This window comes from Persicimonas caeni (assembly GCF_006517175.1).
GTDB lineage: Bacteria > Myxococcota_A > Bradymonadia > Bradymonadales > Bradymonadaceae > Persicimonas > Persicimonas caeni.
The window spans coordinates 1,833,248-1,849,974 of the sequence record NZ_CP041186.1 but is presented as its reverse complement, the minus strand read 5'-3'; the positions used below and the strand labels follow the sequence as shown (position 1 = coordinate 1,849,974).

The following is a 16,727-nucleotide window of genomic DNA, read 5'->3' as shown; positions in this document are numbered from 1 at the left end:
GAATCGCGCGTCCACGCTTCGACTACACCTGGAGGGACACCATGAGCGAAGAGCGCCGAGAGCATAAGAAAGAGCACGATCCCAACGTCTTCGACCCCAACCAATCCGAGAGCGCCCAGCCGCAGTTTCGGCAGACGCCGGAGCATCAGACCTACACCGTCCAAAAAGGTGACACGCTGGAGTCGATCTCGTTAAAATTCTACGACGACGAGAGCCAGTGGCGCCGCATCTGGGACGCCAACGACTCCATCCTCGAAGATCCCGACGAGATGTTCCCCGGCCTCAAAATCCAGATCCCTCGCCTCGAGCGGGAGGTCTAGGCCAACCGAGCTAGGAAAATCACCACGGGGGACACAGGGGACACGGGGAAGAAACAAAAGATGTTCCCCGTGATCTCCGTGGGGCCCCGCGGTGAAAAATACAGTTCTGCGATTGAGTTGCGCACTGTTCACGATGCGATATCATCGGGCGTCTATTTGGCAGTCCCGCAACTTACGGAAGCAGTATCGTGGAACTTTGGTATCCCTATTTTTATGTGTACGGCATCGGTGGTCTGGTCTTCTTTTCCGGGTTGTTCATCGCCTGGCGAAAGGGGGCGTTGAGTAAGCCGGGCCGGATGTTGCCGCTGTTGTTGGGCGGCTTTGCCTTCTACCTGCTCCTGCACGGACTGTTGCAGGCCGCCGGCTCGGTCGGCGCCTTCCCCGTGGCCGGAGACGCCCGCGGCGCGGAGGGCACCATCGGCACGACCGCCGACATCGCGGTGGTGTTCATCTATTTTGCCGGCATCGTCGGCGCCGGCGCCTACTTCGCCAAGTTCACGAAGACCAGCTCCGATTATTTTTTCGGGGGCAGGCGCTTCTCTGGGTGGCTATTGGCGATGTCGTGTGTGGCCACGACCATCGGGGCGTATTCGTTTGTCAAATACGCCTCGGCGGGCTTTAGCTTCGGGCTGTCGAGCTCGATGAGCTACCTGAACGACTGGTTCTGGATGCCGCTGTGGATGCTCGTGTGGCTGCCGATCATCTACTACGGGCGCATCCAATCGGTGCCCGAGTACTTCGAGCGGCGTTTCGGGCACAAGGCCCGGGCGGCGGCGACCTTCATCTTGCTGGTCTATCTGATCGGCTACGTGGGCATCAACTTCTACACGCTGGGCACCGCGCTGCACGCGCTGACCGGCTACAGCATCTTCTATTCGGCCTGCGGGGCGGCCATCTGTACGGCGTTGTACGTGACCGTCGGTGGGCAGACCTCGGTCATCATGACCGACTTGATGCAGGGCTTTATCCTGCTGGCGGTCGGTCTGGGCCTGTTCCTGGTGGGCATCGACTACGTGGGCGGCTTCGGGCTGTTTTGGGAGCACCTTCCCGGGCCGCACCGGGCGGGCCTGGCGCCTCTGACCGAGCCCGACGGCTTCCACACGATGGGCCGTTTCTGGCAGGACGCGATGGTCGGCGGCGTGGCGTTTTACTTCATGAACCAGGGCATGCTGATGCGCTTTATGTCGGCGCGCTCGGTCAAAGAGGGCCGCAAGGCGGTCGCCCTGGTCATCCTGGTGGTCATGCCGCTGGCCGCCATTGCGGTGTCGGGCGTGGGTTGGATCGGTCAGGCAATGGTCTCGACGGGCGACATCGCCGCGGACACCTCGCCGGACAACGTTTTCGTCATCGTCAGCTCGATTCTGGCCGCCCCGGGCATCTTCGGGCTGGTCATGGCGACGCTTACTGCGGCGCTGATGTCGACCGCCGATACGCTGTTGACGGCGGTGTCGGCCATCGTGGTCAACGATATCTGGCGCCCCTACTTCGCCAAGCCGCATCACGCCGACGCCGAGGACCTGCGCATGGCGCGCTGGGCGACGCTGGTGACCGCGGTCATCGGCATCGTGTTGGTGCCGCTTTTCGCCACGTTCGACTCCATCTACCTGGCCCACGCCACCTTCGTGGCCGCGGTGGTCCCGCCCATGGCGGTCACGCTGGTGTTGGGCGCGGTCTGGTCGCGCTACAACCAGAAGGCGGCGCTGCTGACCCTGGTCGGCGGTGTGGTGGCGGTCATCGTCTCGCTCTTCTTCCCCGACGTCATCGCCCCGTTCTCGCAGGGCGTCGAGCCGGGCGGCGAGGGCATGAAAGCCTACAAGTACATGCGCGCCTTCTACGGCGTGGTCGTCTGCAGCACGCTGGCGGTCATCGGCGTGCTGGTGTTCCGTGAGAAAGAAGAGAAGAGCCCGCTTCTGGTCGCCGGCCCCGAAGAGGACGCCATCCGCGCGTTCAAGGCCGGCGACGCCGAGCCCAAAGAGGGCGGCGCGAAGATCGAGCTCAAGCTGCAGGCCGTGGCCGAGGAGGCCCGCCGTGTGGAGGGCACCGACGAGATCTTCGTGCGCATGCATCCCATCGACCGCGACGAGCTGGGCACCGAGCCCGGCGACCTGATCCACGTGGCTGCTCGAGGCTTCTGGCATGGCGGCCTCAAGTCGATCCAGGCGCGTGTGGACGACGCCGATTCGACCCATCAGGGGCGCGTGGAGTTCCCCGAAGAGATGCTCGGCGCGGCCGGCATCGAGGATGGGGACGGAGTCGTGGTGACGCTGATCGGCTGAGCTAAATCTGGGAGCCGGGGCCGAACGCGGTTCCGGCTCCCGGCCTCCCCCCCTCCTCATTCTGCTCCTCCCATTGTCCGTTTCTGCCTCGGAAGTACATTCAACTGCAGGGGAGACGTATTAGCAGCATCAGCTTTAAGGGGGAGCCATGTTCGACGTCGATCGCCGTCTGCCGGTGTGGCAGGCCTTGTCGAAGTTATTCGTCGACGGGGAGCTTGGGGAGGAGCGACAGCGCCAGATCGCGCACGTGCTCAAAGAGTCGGGCTTTAGCCACGCCGAGTTGACCGAGATCTACGAGCGCGAGGTCGCACCGGTTTGCTACCGGCACCTGTACAGCACGGGCGGCCACTGGGATCGTATCGAGCCCGAGTGGCTGCGCGCGGCGATTCTCGACCACTTGGAGCGCCAGAGTGGGGTGCCCGACTGGTGGCCGTTTGGGCGCCTGCCCGCCAAGATGGGCGTGCAGATGACGCATTCGGAGTGGTGCGGAGTCATGCATATTTGGCGCAGGTTGCGCCGCGATCCGCAAGATTTGGCCGCCACGCTGGCCCGAAGCACCGACATCGCCACCCTGGAGCGAGCGCTCGACGACCTGACACTGCTGGGCGAAGAAGCACATCCGGCCAGGCAGGCGATTTACGAGATGTTGTACCACCTCGACTTTCGAGTGCGGGCCTCGGCGGTGCGGGCGGCGGGACAAGTGCTGGGCGACGAAGCGGTCGACGAGGTCCTGCGCCTGCTCGACGACGACAGTCCGACGGTGCGTTCGGCGGCCCTCGCTGCTTTGCGCGAGGTGGTCCAGGAGTTGGTCGACCCGCACCCCGAGGGCGCCGACGGTTCGCTGGTGCCGACCCAATCGGACCATCTTCTCGAGCGCATTTCTCAGCTCGCGCTCGACAAAGTGTGTGTGCATCTGAGGGAGGGCAAGAGCCGCGAGCGTCTGCACGCAGCGCGCATCATCGAGGGGCTCGGCGCCCACGCTCGGCCGGCCAGCGAGCGGCTCTTCGAGCGGTTCGGCGACCGCAACGAGGCGGTACGCCGCGCCATCGCCGATGCGTTGGTTGCCATCGGCCCCGACCCCGACGATGCGCTGGCCAACCTCAAGCGCTCGCTCTTCGTCGACTGCTCGCGGATTCGCCAGACCGCCGCCCTGTGCCTGGGGATCTTCTTGGCTTCGGGGGACCGCCGCTACCGTCCGGCGTTGCGCGCGCTCGAGTATGCCCTGGAGGACAACTCGGCGGCGGTGTGCCGCGGCGCTGCCGCCGCCATCGGGTGGATGGGCACGACGGCCGCCGACGCGGTGCCCCGGCTCGCCGAGCTGGTCAAAGCTCCCGAAGCGCCCACGCGCTCCACGGCGCTCTTTGCGCTGGGGCGCATGGGCGATGCCGCGCTCGAAGAACTCCCGACGCTGGCTCACGCCCTGGAGGACGAGCACCCGGAGGTGCGACGGGCGGCGCTGCGCGCGTTCCAGAACCTGGGGGCGCTTGTGCGCCAGATGACGCCCACCTTCGAGGCGATGCGCGATGACCCCGATTGGCTGACCCAATTCGAGGCCAAGCGCACGCTGGAGGCGGTGCGCGGCGACGAGCCGGCCGACGACACCTGGCAGTTCGGGGCGAGGATCTGATTACTCTCCTTCTTCCACATAAATCTCGCCACCCTTGTCGCGAAACTCCTTGGCCATCTGCTCCATGCCCTCCTGCTTGGCGAAGTCGCTGATCTCGGCCGAGATCTTCATCGAGCAGAATTTCGGCCCGCACATCGAGCAGAAGTGGGCGACCTTGGCGCCCGAGGCGGGCAGTGTCTCGTCGTGGTAGGCGCGGGCGGTGTACGGGTCGAGCGCCAGGTTGAACTGGTCTTCCCAGCGGAACTCGAAGCGCGCCTTGGAGAGCGCGTCGTCCCACCGGCGGGCGCGCGGGTGCCCCTTGGCCAGGTCGGCGGCGTGGGCGGCGATCTTGTAGGCGATGAGCCCGTCTTTGACGTCCTGCTTGTTCGGCAGTCCCAGGTGCTCTTTGGGAGTGACGTAGCAGATCATCGCCGTGCCGAACCAACCGATCATCGCCGCGCCGATGGCGCTGGTGATGTGGTCGTAGCCCGGGGCGATGTCGGTGGTCAGGGGCCCGAGGGTGTAAAACGGCGCCTCGTCACACCACTCGAGCTGCTTCTCCATATTCTCCTTGATGAGGTGCATCGGCACGTGACCGGGACCCTCGTTCATCACCTGCACGTCGTGCTTCCAGGCGATGCGGTTGAGCTCACCCTGAACCTTGAGCTCGGCAAACTGCGCCTCGTCGTTGGCGTCGGCGATGGAGCCGGGGCGCAGGCCGTCGCCCAGCGAGAAGGCGACGTCGTAGCGGGCCATGATCTCGCAGAGCTCTTCGAAGTGCGTGTACAAAAAATTCTCTTCGTGGTGGGCCATGCACCACTTGGCGATGATGGAGCCGCCGCGCGAGACGATGCCGGTCACCCGGTCCTGGGTGAGCTGGATGAACCGAAGCAGTACGCCGGCGTGGATGGTGAAGTAGTCGACGCCTTGCTCGGCCTGCTCGATGATCACCTGCTTGAAGACCTCCCAGTTGAGGTCCTCGGGCTTGCCGCCCACGCGCTCGAGCGCCTCGTAGATGGGCACGGTGCCGATGGGAATCGGCGAGTTGCGCAAGATCCACTCGCGGGTGGCGTGGATATTGTCGCCGGTGGACAGGTCCATGAGCGTGTCGGCGCCCCACAGCGTGGCCCACTGCAGCTTCTCGACTTCTTCTTCGATGGATGAGGTGACCGCCGAGTTGCCGATATTGGCGTTGACCTTCACGTGAAAGGCGCGCCCGATGATCATCGGTTCGCTCTCGGGGTGGTTGACGTTGCTCGGGATGATCGCGCGGCCCTCGGCGACCTCCTTGCGCACGAACTCCGGCTCGACGCCCTCGCGAAGGGCGATGAACTCCATTTCGGGGGTGATTTCGCCTTTGCGCGCGTAGTGCAGCTGGGTCACCGGGCCGGTGCCGCGGAGCACGGTGCGGTGCATCGCCTCGGGGATGAGGTCTTTGGCTTCGTCGGGCGTGTGCTCACGCTCGAACTCCTCGACGTCGCCGCGCGCCAAGATCCAGTCGCGGCGCTTTTGCGGCAGGCCCTGGCGCACGTCGACGTCCTGCGGGCCGCTGGCGTCGTAGATACGCACCGGCTCCTCACCTCCGGAGAGGTTGACCTGGCGAAACGGCACGCGCAGCCGGTCGTCGACGTAGACTTTGGTCGAGTTGGGATAGGCTTCGGCGAAATTGGTGGGTTGTCCGTCGGTCATCATTCCTCCGCGTGGGAAAGTTGCGGCGGAGGAAACACGAGCATGCGGCCGCAGAGAGACTGCGGGTACACAGAGATACAGAGATCTCCACTCGTGTGCGTCGCGCTCCCTCCGCCAGTGCTAACTGGTTCAGGTTCTCAGGGTATAATCTCAGCTGCTGGTGCAGCACCCCTGGCGACTATTGACGTGACGGACGGTAGGTACCGGGCTGGCGGATGTCAACAAGGTATATGGTTGCTGGCCGCCAAACCCCGGGGCAAGCCCGCGGGGCTGAACGGGCGCCGCAAACAGCGCGGCGAACTCCGCGGGCAGCAAGCGGCCGCTCCGTTTGGGCCAGTTGATCGCGTAGCGAAAAGCGGAGCCGGGGCTTGCCCCGAGCGGAGCCTTCGCCGGTGCAGCCCCAAGGCTTGCCTTGGGGTCGGTTGGGGCGCCATCAAGCTACGGCTTGCGATCCGACATATTCTCCAAACCATCGAACTCCTCGTCAAAATACCCCACCACCTTTTCGGGATCGGGCAGCACATTCTCGTCGCCGCGCACGCCCACACGGACCACGCCGTTGTAGCTGATGATGCTCGCATTGCTTCCCAACCGGGCGGGGTGGGGCGCCCAGAACATCAGGTCGGTGACCTCGCGGCCACCCAGATACAGTGGCTCGCGGGGGCCGGGGACGTTGGTGACGACCGTGGAGGCCTTTTTGCCGAAGGTGTCGGCGACCAGGTGCTCGACCATCTCGGGGGTGTGCCCGGCGAGGTTGAAGACCTCGAAGAGGATGAAGGCCTCGGGGCTCTTTTTGAGCTCGTCCATGCACTCTTTGACCCGACGCAGGCGCCCGGCGGCGGTCGCCTCGGTGACCGGCAGCGTCAAGAAGACCAGGCCGAAGTGGTTGCCGAGTTCGTCGGGCATGTCCTCGACGCGGCGCACCGGGCGCAGGTTGACCGGCACGAGCGCGCGAATGTCGCGGTCGTCGACGTTGTCGCCGCGCTCGATCAGATAGCGGCGGTAGGCGCCGGTGAGCGCGGCCATGAGCACGTCGTTGACGGTGCCGCCGAAGCCGTGGGCGATGTCTTTGACGCGCTGCAACGAGATGCCATCGGACCAGGAGACGCGTCTTTGGCCGGTGGGCTCGCGTTTGAGCATAGTCGGCGGGTCGAAGGGCATCATGACCAGGTGGCCGAGCGCGGAGGCGGTCTTCTGGACCTTCTTGGCCATATCGGTCGCATGGGACGGGTGCTTGGCCAAATCCTCGACCTTGTCGAGCACCACGTCGCGAAACCAGCGGTGCTCGTGGACGTCTTCGCCGGCGCGAACTTCCTCGATGTCGGAGTGCGACGGCCAGGGCGCGTCCGGGTCGTGGTCGGCGAGTCGCAACAAGACATGGGCGAGCGCAAACCCGTCGCCCATGCAGTGGTGCAACTGAGCGATGAGCGCCGAGCCCTCCTCGTAGTTGTCGACCAGATAGATGCGCCACAGGGGTTTACGCTTGTCGAGCGGCGAGTTCATCAACTCGCCGATCTTGTCCTGCAGCGCAGCGCGGTCGGCGGGCTCGGGGAGCTCGATGCGTTGGAGGTGGTCGTCGAGAGAGAACTCGGGATCGTCGCGCCATTGTGGCCTCCCGATGCCCGAGTCGTCGATGCGTTGGCGAAACCGCTCGAAGTGCAAGAAGCGGGTCTCGATGGTCGCGCGCAAGCGGTCGTAGTCGACTTGGCCGTCGAAGATGAGCACGCCGATGATATCGGCCGGATCGTTGGGCGAGTCGAGGCGGTACCAGGCAGTGTCGACGCTCGAAAGTGTGGATTCCATGGCATGCTTTGGGGGTGTTGTGGCTGTTGGGTTGCTGGAAGTGGCAGCCTGATGAGCGGTTCTTGGTTCTTGGTTTTTGGTTCTTGGTCCCGTGGAGGCCTTGCTGGAGTTGGAGCTCATTTGCGTTGTGGCAGGGCCTTCGCACATTCAAGACAGCACAGAGAATCTAGAAACCAAGAACCAAGAACCAAGAACCAAAAACTCGACGGGCTTGCTTTTTGCTCAATTGGCAGCACTTTCCTGCTGGACCATGAGCCACAGCCAAGAGGAAACAAAAATGCAGATGACTTACGACGCGTTTCTCGACAGCATTTGTCACCGTGGAGGATTCGAATCGGCGGAGCGCGCCGAGAGTGTCGCTCAGGCCGTTCTCTGTGTGCTCGGCGAGGTGCTCGTCGACACGGACCGAGAGGCCTTGGCCGAGGAGTTGCCCGAGGCGCTGCGCGCTGCGCTTTGCACGCGGAAGCCCAATCGGGACTATAACCTCGAGATGTTTTATCAGCGCGTGGGCCAAGAGGAGCGGCTCAACGGAGGCTTGGCGCGCGAGACGGCGCAGGTGGTCGGGCGGGTGTTGTCGCGGTCGGTCAGCCCGGAGGTCGCCAAGCGTATTCGCAGGCGGCTGCCCGAAGAGTACGAAGAGCTCTTCGTCAACCCCCACGAGGGCGCCGCAGCGCCGGAGCGTCCCCTCGAACACACCGCCAAGGCCAACGAGCGCACCCTTGCGCGCGGCAAGCCTGGCAGCGAGAAGCCGGTGAGCGAATCGAAGCCCGTCGAGGGGCAGCCGGACTCCATCGCCGCTCAGGAAAATCCCTACGGCGAGACCAAAATCGCCACCGGCCACGAGTCGACCGACGAAGACGAGCAGACGCTCGCCGGCGGCAAGCCGGGCAGCGACCGCCCGTTGAGTGATACGCATGAGGAGTGATCGAGGCCAATAGCCACACACGATCGTTTTGTTATAATCCCGCCCGAATGTTGTTTTTACCCACATGTGAGGCAAATCGATGAGAACGACGAAGTGGTTGGTGCTGCTCTTGGCGGCGCTGGTCGTGCTGGCGGGCTGCGACAAGAAGGCGGAGCAGGCCGAGGAGAAAGCCGCGGCCGAGCAGAAGGCGGAGGCCGACAAAGCCGAGGAGACTGAAGAGCCCGAAGAGCCGGCCGAACAGGAGCAGGCTGCCGCGGCCGACGAAGAGAAGGCCGAAGAGGTCGAGCTCGGCGAGCCCGATCCGAAGCTCATGGACCCGTCGAAGCTTGACGAGAAGGCGCCCGAGACCTTCAAGGCGAAGTTCGAGACGACCAAGGGCGACTTTGTCATCGAGTTTCGCCGCGACTGGGCGCCCAACGGAGCCGATCGCGCCTACAACCTCATCAAGTCGGGCTATTACGATGGCATCGCGTTCTTTCGGGTGATGCCCAACTTCATGGCGCAGTTCGGCATCCACAATCACCCGAAGGTCAACGAGGCGTGGAAAGAAGCGACCATCGAGGCCGACCCGGTCAAAAAGTCGAACACTCGCGGGTTCGTCTCGTTCGCCCAGCGCTCCAAGGCGCCCGAGCGGCCCGGCATGCGCCCCAAGAGCGACCCGACCACGCGCACCACGCACATGTTCATCAACTACGGGGACAACTCGGCGCTCGACCAGCAGGACTTCACCCCGGTGGGTAAGGTCGTCGAGGGCATGGAGGTCGTCGACAAGCTGTATAGTGGCTACGGCGGCGGACCGCCCACCGGTCCCAACCAGAAGCTCGCCATGGAAGAGGGGCTTCCGTACCTCAAGAAGAACTTTCCGCGCCTCGACTACATCGAGGACGCCAGCGTCGTCGAGCAAGAGCAGTAACGCTCGCCGTTACGCACAGGCCGCTGCGGGGAATAGCGGCGAGGCCTGACGGCTTACTAGTGGCGAACGCCCCAGCTCTTGGGGCTGCCACTAGGTTTGAGTCGTCATCCGAAGTAGGAGTCCGTGTGGCCTCGTTGGTCTCTGTTGTCGAACGCGCGTTCTCTGCGCGGCCTTCGTCTCCACAATCCCACCCATCGACAGCCTCGACGGCTGTCTCTGAGGCTGTCCTCTGGACGCTGCGGGGCATCGTGGCTCTGCAGTGCCTGGGCGCTGCGTGGGGGGCCACGCTCAACATGACTAACGTGGGGGGCACGCTCTTCTTCGAGTGGGGCGTCTCCGAGTCGGTGGCGTTGCTCGTCGAGCAGGTCGGCTTCTGGTTCATGGTGGCTTCGGCGGCGGCCGTCTTGGTCACGCGGAGCCGCGTGGTTCCGCTTCTGGTCGCCGGATGGTTCATGCTGCTCGCCGCCGGTCACACCTACCGCGGCGGGGCGGCGTTTACCGATTGGGCGCTCGGCGCCCACGCGGTGCGCTACATGGCGCCGCTGGCGCTCGCCTTTCTGATCCAGCCTTTGCGCGTCGACGCCGAGCGTGTCCAGAAGACCATCAGGTGGCTGCTGCGCATCGCCCTCGCGTCGACGTTCCTGATCCATGGCCTCGAGGCGCTCTACCATCATCCGCGCTTTGTCGACTATCTGCTCGTCGCCTCGGACAAATTGCTCAACTACGAGCTGGCCGAGCCGGTGGCTCGTCGAATGCTCACGGCCATCGGCCTGATGGACGTCTCGTTGGCCGTCCTCGTGATCGTGGCGCGAAAGTGGCGCTGGGTCTTGTTGTGGATGGCTTTCTGGGGAGTGGTGACCGCGTGCAGCCGGATTGTGTTTGGCGGCTGGGACAAGGGGTTCATGGCGCTGGAGCGCGCAGCCAACGGCGGCGTGCCGCTGGTGCTGTATTTGTGGGCGGTTACCAGCGAAATCCCCAGCCGGCGCCGACCTGACCGTCCTGCATGAGCACGGGCATGACGGTGCTGTCGCTGATGACGTCGTCTCCGTCGTCGGCATCGCGGTTTTCGCGACGCGGGGCGCCGGTGTCGTCGAAGTGGAGCAAATAGAACACGTTTCCGGCCGTCAGGCCGGCGATGGTGCCCACGACCTGGTCGGAGAGCCAGTGCTGCTGCTCGTAGAGTCGGTCGTAGAAGCTCAGGGCGATCAGACCGTAAGTGGGAATGAAGGGCAGGACGCGCCCGACCCAAAAACGCGTGGAGTCCGACGAGTCGGCCAGCGCGTCGTAGACGAGGTAGTCGGACAGATCGAGATACACGAAGCTGAGCGTGGCCGCGGTCGAGGCCGTATGACCGCCCGGAAACGCCAGGATATCCTGGCGGTTGGGGTCGACGTTGCGCTCGGGCGGGATGCCGTACTTGCCGCACGGATCTTCAGGCGGGTTGCACCGGCGGACCACGTAGGGGCGCTTTCGGCCGAACGAGAACTTCAATCCCTGAACGAAAATTTGCGTCCAGGTGGCCGCGCCGGCGTAGGCCAGAAACTCGTGGCGTGTGTCGGGAATCCAGTCGGCGTCGGTAAACCAGGTGCCGGCGGCGCCGAAGCCGTAGTAGACCCCCGCGCCCACGATCGAGAAGGGGTCGGCCATCACGTCGGGTACGCCCCCCAAGAAGGGCTTTTCGAGGTCGGCGTCGGGTCGCAGTTCGTAGGAGGCCTCCCAATCGAGGCTCCCCGGCTCGGGCGGCTTCATGCTCTCGTCGGGAAAGCCGACGATATGCTCGCCCCAATACCCGATGACCGCGGCGGTGACCGCGAAGCTGCCGGTGAGCACCAGCTCGCCGACGGTAAAGTTGTCCATGACCGGCACCGGCTCCTCGGAGTCGATGTCGTCGGCGTCGACGCTGGCTGCTGATACGCGCTCGCCGGAGTCACCTCCCCCACCTTGAGCTGCAGCCGGGATTGCGACACCGACAGTGGTCACGCACATCAGCACTACGACAAGTGCATGCAGTCTTCTGGCAGACACATCCAGCCCTTTACTCGGAGACATACATTCAAAGCTTTGGTGCCTCTGAAGCTATTCACGCTGGGATGTTCTACAACGGGGGGCGCTCACCACGTAAAGCTGAAGTTGACCCCGTTGACCTCGCCGACCGAAGGGGTGACGCTGGCATCGTGCTCGCCGAGCACGCCGTCCTCGGCGTCGCCGAAGCCGAAGTAGAGCCACTTGGGGAGCAGATAGCCGGCGGTTAGGCCGAGCGCGGCGCCGGCGACCACGTCGGTCAGGTAGTGCTTGTTGGCCACCATGCGCAGCACGCCGGTGGCGGTGGCGGCGCTCAGCGCCGTGTAACACGCGGCGCGGTCCCAGCCGCCGCCCAGCGGCGAGAGGACCTCGTGGTTGAGACAAACCAATCCGGCGCCGGCAAAGGCCATGCTGGTGTGTCCGCTCGGGAAGCTGAGCGTGTCGCGTTCCTTGCAAGTCGGGCTGGCGTTCGGATCATCCCAACAGGCGCCGATGGGCGGGCGTTGGCGGCCGATGGTGTGCTTGAGCGCCACGGTCGAGAAAAAGGTCACCCCGAGCGCTTGAGCATTGATCAGCGCCAAGTTGGCGGCCGCGTTCGCGTCCCCCAGACCCATCCAGGCCAAGCCGGGTTGGACGAGCAGCGGCGAGGCGATCAGCGAATACAGCAGGATATCGCTGGCTCCCCCTGCTAGGGAGAGCCCGTTGGCGCTGGTCGCCAGCAGGCTGTCGCGCATGAAGCCGTCGGCGAGCACCGGGCCGATCCAGCGCGGTCGTGTGGGGGCGCCGAGGCCGAATTGGATGGCCGCACCGCCGGCGAACAGACCGCCGGTCAGCGCGGCGTCGAACCAGTCGGGTTGCTCCCACGACGGCGACCAGACCGAGCCGGCTGGACGCCCGCGGGGATCTTCGAAATCCTGTGCGGACGCCACCGTCGGGTGGCTGAAAAGTAGACAGACGACAACAACGACACACGCCGAAAAGCGCTCAATACTGCTCATGGCTTTCCTGGTTACTGCTACGACTTTGTTTGCGTGTGACGAGAATACGCCGAACTGCCCTTGCATTTTTTCCGTCGTGAGACGATTAACAGAGCAGCGCCATCCCTCTTTCTCTCGTCGAGGTCACTCAACATGGCAGAAGAAACTACCGACACCCGAACGCGTATTTTTCAGGCTGCCGACGAGTTATTCTGCCAATATGGATACGACGGAGTCAGCATCCGAGACGTCGCTCGTCACGCAGGCGTCAACAAGGCCTCGGTCTTTTATTATTTCAGCAGCAAAGAAGAACTTTTCGAAGCAGTTCTAAATACTTACTGGGATCTGCATCGTGAGTGGCTCAGCGACGCGCTCGATATGAAAGGGGGCGCCCGCGAGCGGATGCACCGGCTGATCGACAACTACTGGTCGTTCATGCAGGAGAACGCGCGCTATTCGCGGTTGATCCAGGGGATTTTGGCGAGTGACAACGAGCGCCGAGAGGCAATCAAGCGCACGTTCGCGCCGATTTATAACTGGACGATCGAGGCGCTCTCGGAGTTGTCGCCCGAGAAAGGGCCGCGCGCGGCGCGCCAGCTCTACCTGACGTTCGTGGGGGCGGTGGTCAACTACTTCACCTACGCGCCGGCGCTCGAGCCGGGGTGGCAGGGCGATCCGATGGGCCCCGAGAGCTTCGAAGAGCGGCGACAGCACCTTCACTGGCTACTCGACCTGGTGCTCGATGACTTGCTCGAGGAAAGTTGATGGCGCTCACGGAGCCTTTTCGGAGAGGCGAGGGTTCAACTCTTCGTCGAGCTCGACGATCGCCACGCCGAAGCCCTCCTCGTACTCGTCGGGCTCGGCGTAGCGCAGGTCGCGCAGGATGACCCGCCAGCCGTCGTCGAGCTTTTCGACCTCCCAACTCGGAAAGCGCATCCAGTTGCGAAAGCCGCGCACTTCCGGGGCGGCGAGCGCCGCTTTGACGACCGGGCCGGGTTCCTCGACGGGCACGCCCGGTTGGGGCTCGACGAACGTGGTGTCGGCCAGCGGGTCGATCTGGAAGTAGCGATACTCCCCGCCGCCGCGCACCAGCCCCTCGCGCACCAGCGGATTGCCGGGCACCGGACCGGACAAGATCTGGTCGACCTCGACGCCGCGCTCGGCGAAGGCGTCGGTGGCCAGTGAGCGGGTATACACGGTCCCCGACACCATCGCGGCGATGTAGAGCGAGGCCAGCCCGAGCGCCACGGCAGCCAACTGCCGGGTGCGATCTTCGAGCCAGCCGGCCACACGCATGGCCACAATCGTTCCCACGCCCAACCCCCACACTACTTTGACCAGCACTGGGATGCCGCCATAGCCGAAGATCATCGCGCTGGTCGCCGCGCCGAGTACGCCCCAGGCGGCGATGCTCAATTTGGACTGCGAGCGGGCCAAGACCACCGCGCTGGCGCATAGGAGCCACAGCCACGGGTCGACGATGAAGAGGCTGTCGCCGTAGAACCACTGCCCGTCGAACGGCATCAAAAGGCGCACGCCGTAGGTGTTGAGCCAGTCTAAGAAGGGATGGGTCAACACGCCCAGATACGACAGGCCCACCAGCCATCCCACGTGGACCGGCTCGGCGTCGGGATTTCGTCGCCGGCGTATCCACTTGTCCCAGCCGAGCATGAGCATCGCCAAGATTGGGGGCAACACCACCCAGGCGAGCACCCCGTGGGTCCAGCCACGGCGAAACCACAACGAGAAGTCCGAGCCGATGACCATGGCCACGGCGTCCACGTCGGGAAAATTGGCGCCGATGATGAGCGTCGCGGTCGCCAGCGGCGTCTTCTTTTTGAGCCCCGCTTCGGCCAAAGCGGCGCCGACGAGGGAGTGGGCGAGGTTGTCCATAGACGAGGTCTACCGGAGTACAGGGGCAAAAAGTAGAGGTGTCGAGTTGCGAGAGCCAAAAGCGTGGACAATTTACAACAGCCCGCCGATGCCTGTACAACAGGAGCGGTGTTGTAAATAAGCCACGCGTGTGCGTCTCTTCGAGATCTCGCAGCATCCTATTGAACCGGAGCAGGATCTGGCATGCCAACGAGTCAAAGGGAAAGTCTCGACTACCGTCACCTGCTCGAGGCGTCTCCCGAGATGGTGTGTGTGATTGCCACGGATGCCCCGCGGTTTACCGTGCTGGCGGCCAGCGACGCCTACTTGGAGGCGACGCGCACCACCCGCGACCAACTCATCGGGCAGGGGCTCTTCGAGATCTTCGACGCCTACGAAGATACCCACCGCACCGCGGGGCGTGAGCAAGTCCGCCGCAACCTCGCCGAGTCGCTCGAGACCGGTGAGATGTGCTCGACCGGACCCCTTCGCTATGATCTACGCCGGCCCGAAGACAGCGGCGAGTCCTTCGAGGAGCGCTACTGGACCACCCGCTCGATTCCGATTGGCGATGATCAGGGCGGCGTGTCCCACCTGCTCCATCGCGTCGAAGATGTGACCGAATACATCGTCCAAGAGCGGCAGCAAGACTGGCGCAACGGCACGGACACTGCGCATACGGTCGTGGCGGATTTACGCCGTTCGCTCGAGCAGAAGACCCGCCGGCAGTTCCACGACATGTTCATGAAGGCGCCGGCGTTCATCTGCATGGTCGAGGGCCCCAGCCACACCTTCACGATGGCCAATCCGGCCTACTACGAGCTTATCGGCCACCGCGAACTCATCGGGCGCACCGTCTCGGAGGTGTTTCCCGAGCAGGAGATCGACAAGTTCATCGCCGTGCTCGACAGCGTCTATCAAACGGGCAAGCCGCGCGTTTTTTACGAGCAGGAGATCGTGCTGCGGGACGAGGACACCGGTCAACCGGGCGCCATTCACGCGACGTTTGCTTACCTACCCAACTACAACCTGCAGGGCGAGATCGAAGGCGTGGCCGTCTTTGGCTTTGAAGTAACCGAACTCGTAGCCGCTCGTCAGGCCGTCGAGGCGCAGGCGGCGCGCGCCGAGCGCGAGAATCGTCACAAAGACGAGTTCTTGGCCATGCTCGGCCACGAATTGCGAAATCCGCTGGCGCCCATCGGCATGGCGCTAGAAGTGATGAGGGGCGGAGAGGAGGGCCTCGACGAAGAGCAACTGCACTGGGGCATGGACTTGATCGAACGTCAATTGTCTCAGATGACGCGTCTGGTCGACGATTTGCTCGACGTAGCACGCATCGAACGTGCCCAGATCGACCTACAACTCGATGAATGTACGCTGCAGAGCATCGTCTCGGGGGCGGTCGAGTCTTGCCGGCCGTTGATCAACCGCAAGGAGCAGTCCCTCGACGTCCTCTTGCCCGACGCGACCGTCAACCTCGAGGTCGATCCCGTGCGGCTCACCCAAGTGGTGGCGAACCTGCTCAATAATGCCAGCAAATATACCCAGACGGGGGGCGAGATCACGCTGGAGACGCATGTCGACGCTCCTCACCTGGTCATCGAGGTCTGCGACAACGGCCAGGGCATCGATCCCGATTTGTTGCCGCACGTCTTTACCCTGTTCAAGCAATCCGAGACGTCATTGGACCGCTCCTTGGGTGGATTGGGGCTGGGCCTGACGCTGGTGCGACGCCTCGTCGAGATGCACGGCGGTCAGGTGCGTGCGTCGAGCGAGGGGACTGGCCACGGCAGTTGTTTTAGGGTCGAGATGCCGGTGGTCGTCGATGCGCCCATTGCTGGAGACGCGCCAACGCGGCAATCCGAGGAGCGAGGCGAGTCGATGCGCGTGTTGGTCGTCGACGACAATCGCGACGCCGCCGAAGCGCTCGCCCTTCTGATCTCGGCGCACGGCAACAACGTCGAAGTTGCTTATGACGGCGCCGAAGCCCTCGACGTGGCCGACGATTTCGAGCCGCAAGTCTTGTTTCTGGACATCGGTTTGCCCAAGGTCGACGGCTATCAGGTGGCCTGCAACTTACGCAACGACGCGCGCTTCGAAGATGCGACGATGGTCGCGGTGACCGGATACGGCCAAGACGAAGATCTGAAGCGAGCCATGGAGGCCGGCTTCGATCATCATCTGGTCAAGCCGGCGGCGCGCGCGGCCATCCAAGAAGTGCTCACTTCCGTCCAAAACTCCCCGGCGAGAGCCTAAAAGGAGTTGCCGACCTCTCCGGGCTGTCGTCTACCCGCGGACATCGAGGCGCTTTGTTCTGCTGGCCT

General features: G+C 64.1%; 13 protein-coding genes and 1 riboswitch. Of the genes, 8 read left to right on the top strand and 5 right to left on the bottom strand.

The window, feature by feature from the left end; genetic code table 11:
- Positions 1-41 precede the first annotated feature (41 nt).
- From FIV42_RS06870 to FIV42_RS06860, 3 genes are all read left to right on the top strand, one after another.
- Positions 42-320, top strand: a complete 279-nt coding sequence (locus tag FIV42_RS06870; protein WP_141196956.1) for a LysM peptidoglycan-binding domain-containing protein — start codon at positions 42-44, stop codon at positions 318-320.
- A gap of 188 nt (positions 321-508) precedes the next feature.
- Positions 509-2,596 carry a sodium:solute symporter family transporter gene (locus FIV42_RS06865; protein WP_141196955.1) on the top strand — a complete coding sequence of 696 codons (2,088 nt, stop codon included), beginning with the start codon at positions 509-511 and terminating at the stop codon, positions 2,594-2,596.
- A gap of 148 nt (positions 2,597-2,744) precedes the next feature.
- Positions 2,745-4,223, top strand: coding sequence for a DUF7079 family protein (locus tag FIV42_RS06860; protein WP_141196954.1), 1,479 nt, complete (start codon positions 2,745-2,747; stop codon positions 4,221-4,223).
- On the opposite strand, the gene thiC is transcribed toward FIV42_RS06860, so the two are convergent.
- The gene (gene thiC / locus FIV42_RS06855; RefSeq protein ID WP_141196953.1) at positions 4,224-5,894 is read right to left on the bottom strand and encodes a phosphomethylpyrimidine synthase ThiC; all 1,671 of its coding nucleotides are present in this window, start codon (positions 5,892-5,894) and stop codon (positions 4,224-4,226) included.
- An 85-nt stretch (positions 5,895-5,979) separates the two neighbouring features.
- A riboswitch (TPP riboswitch) is annotated at positions 5,980-6,074 on the bottom strand.
- A gap of 255 nt (positions 6,075-6,329) precedes the next feature.
- Complete coding sequence (locus FIV42_RS06850; RefSeq protein ID WP_168210474.1) at positions 6,330-7,694, bottom strand: WS/DGAT/MGAT family O-acyltransferase; 1,365 nt, start codon at positions 7,692-7,694, stop codon at positions 6,330-6,332.
- Positions 7,695-7,971: 277 nt separating this feature from the next.
- Here FIV42_RS06850 and FIV42_RS06845 point away from each other — a divergent pair, with 277 nt between their 5' ends.
- The 3 genes from FIV42_RS06845 to FIV42_RS06835 all read left to right on the top strand — a co-directional run bounded on the left by FIV42_RS06845 (position 7,972) and on the right by FIV42_RS06835 (position 10,539).
- Entirely contained in the window at positions 7,972-8,619 is a 648-nt protein-coding gene (locus tag FIV42_RS06845; protein WP_168210473.1) for a DUF2267 domain-containing protein, read from the top strand.
- A 79-nt stretch (positions 8,620-8,698) separates the two neighbouring features.
- Positions 8,699-9,532 (top strand): peptidylprolyl isomerase, encoded by an 834-nt coding sequence (locus FIV42_RS06840; protein WP_222615400.1) that lies wholly within the window; start codon positions 8,699-8,701, stop codon positions 9,530-9,532.
- 248 nt (positions 9,533-9,780) lie between these two features.
- Positions 9,781-10,539, top strand: a complete 759-nt coding sequence (locus tag FIV42_RS06835) for a DoxX-like family protein (RefSeq protein ID WP_141196950.1) — start codon at positions 9,781-9,783, stop codon at positions 10,537-10,539.
- Here FIV42_RS06835 and FIV42_RS06830 read toward each other — a convergent pair.
- The gene (locus tag FIV42_RS06830) at positions 10,493-11,512 is read right to left on the bottom strand and encodes a phosphatase PAP2 family protein (RefSeq protein ID WP_141196949.1); all 1,020 of its coding nucleotides are present in this window, start codon (positions 11,510-11,512) and stop codon (positions 10,493-10,495) included. The two genes, FIV42_RS06835 and FIV42_RS06830, sit on opposite strands and share 47 nt — an antisense overlap.
- 131 nt (positions 11,513-11,643) lie before the next feature.
- Positions 11,644-12,552, bottom strand: coding sequence for a phosphatase PAP2 family protein (locus FIV42_RS06825; protein ID WP_168210472.1), 909 nt, complete (start codon positions 12,550-12,552; stop codon positions 11,644-11,646).
- Positions 12,553-12,684: 132 nt separating this feature from the next.
- Between FIV42_RS06825 and FIV42_RS06820 the strand changes: the two genes are divergently transcribed.
- A complete protein-coding gene (locus tag FIV42_RS06820) occupies positions 12,685-13,296 on the top strand; it encodes a TetR/AcrR family transcriptional regulator (protein WP_141196947.1) in 612 nt (203 codons plus the stop codon).
- 6 nt (positions 13,297-13,302) lie between these two features.
- Here FIV42_RS06820 and FIV42_RS06815 read toward each other — a convergent pair whose 3' ends face one another.
- Positions 13,303-14,424 (bottom strand): metal-dependent hydrolase, encoded by a 1,122-nt coding sequence (locus tag FIV42_RS06815; protein WP_141196946.1) that lies wholly within the window; start codon positions 14,422-14,424, stop codon positions 13,303-13,305.
- Between the two features lie 183 nt (positions 14,425-14,607).
- On the opposite strand from FIV42_RS06815, the gene FIV42_RS06810 reads away from it, so the two are divergent.
- The gene (locus FIV42_RS06810) at positions 14,608-16,659 is read left to right on the top strand and encodes a PAS domain-containing hybrid sensor histidine kinase/response regulator (protein ID WP_141196945.1); all 2,052 of its coding nucleotides are present in this window, start codon (positions 14,608-14,610) and stop codon (positions 16,657-16,659) included.
- The last annotated feature ends 68 nt before the right edge of the window (positions 16,660-16,727 follow it).

What these genes read in the sequence shown, in the direction of transcription:
- FIV42_RS06815 (WP_141196946.1), bottom strand. Translation starts at nt 14,424, where the DNA reads ATGGACAACCTCGCCCACTCCCTCGTCGGCGCCGCTTTGGCCGAAGCG.
- FIV42_RS06810 (WP_141196945.1), top strand. Translation starts at nt 14,608, where the DNA reads ATGCCAACGAGTCAAAGGGAAAGTCTCGACTACCGTCACCTGCTCGAG.
- FIV42_RS06870 (WP_141196956.1), top strand. Translation starts at nt 42, where the DNA reads ATGAGCGAAGAGCGCCGAGAGCATAAGAAAGAGCACGATCCCAACGTC.
- FIV42_RS06825 (WP_168210472.1), bottom strand. Translation starts at nt 12,552, where the DNA reads ATGAGCAGTATTGAGCGCTTTTCGGCGTGTGTCGTTGTTGTCGTCTGT.
- FIV42_RS06860 (WP_141196954.1), top strand. Translation starts at nt 2,745, where the DNA reads ATGTTCGACGTCGATCGCCGTCTGCCGGTGTGGCAGGCCTTGTCGAAG.
- FIV42_RS06820 (WP_141196947.1), top strand. Translation starts at nt 12,685, where the DNA reads ATGGCAGAAGAAACTACCGACACCCGAACGCGTATTTTTCAGGCTGCC.
- FIV42_RS06840 (WP_222615400.1), top strand. Translation starts at nt 8,699, where the DNA reads ATGAGAACGACGAAGTGGTTGGTGCTGCTCTTGGCGGCGCTGGTCGTG.
- FIV42_RS06845 (WP_168210473.1), top strand. Translation starts at nt 7,972, where the DNA reads ATGCAGATGACTTACGACGCGTTTCTCGACAGCATTTGTCACCGTGGA.
- FIV42_RS06850 (WP_168210474.1), bottom strand. Translation starts at nt 7,694, where the DNA reads ATGGAATCCACACTTTCGAGCGTCGACACTGCCTGGTACCGCCTCGAC.
- thiC (WP_141196953.1), bottom strand. Translation starts at nt 5,894, where the DNA reads ATGATGACCGACGGACAACCCACCAATTTCGCCGAAGCCTATCCCAAC.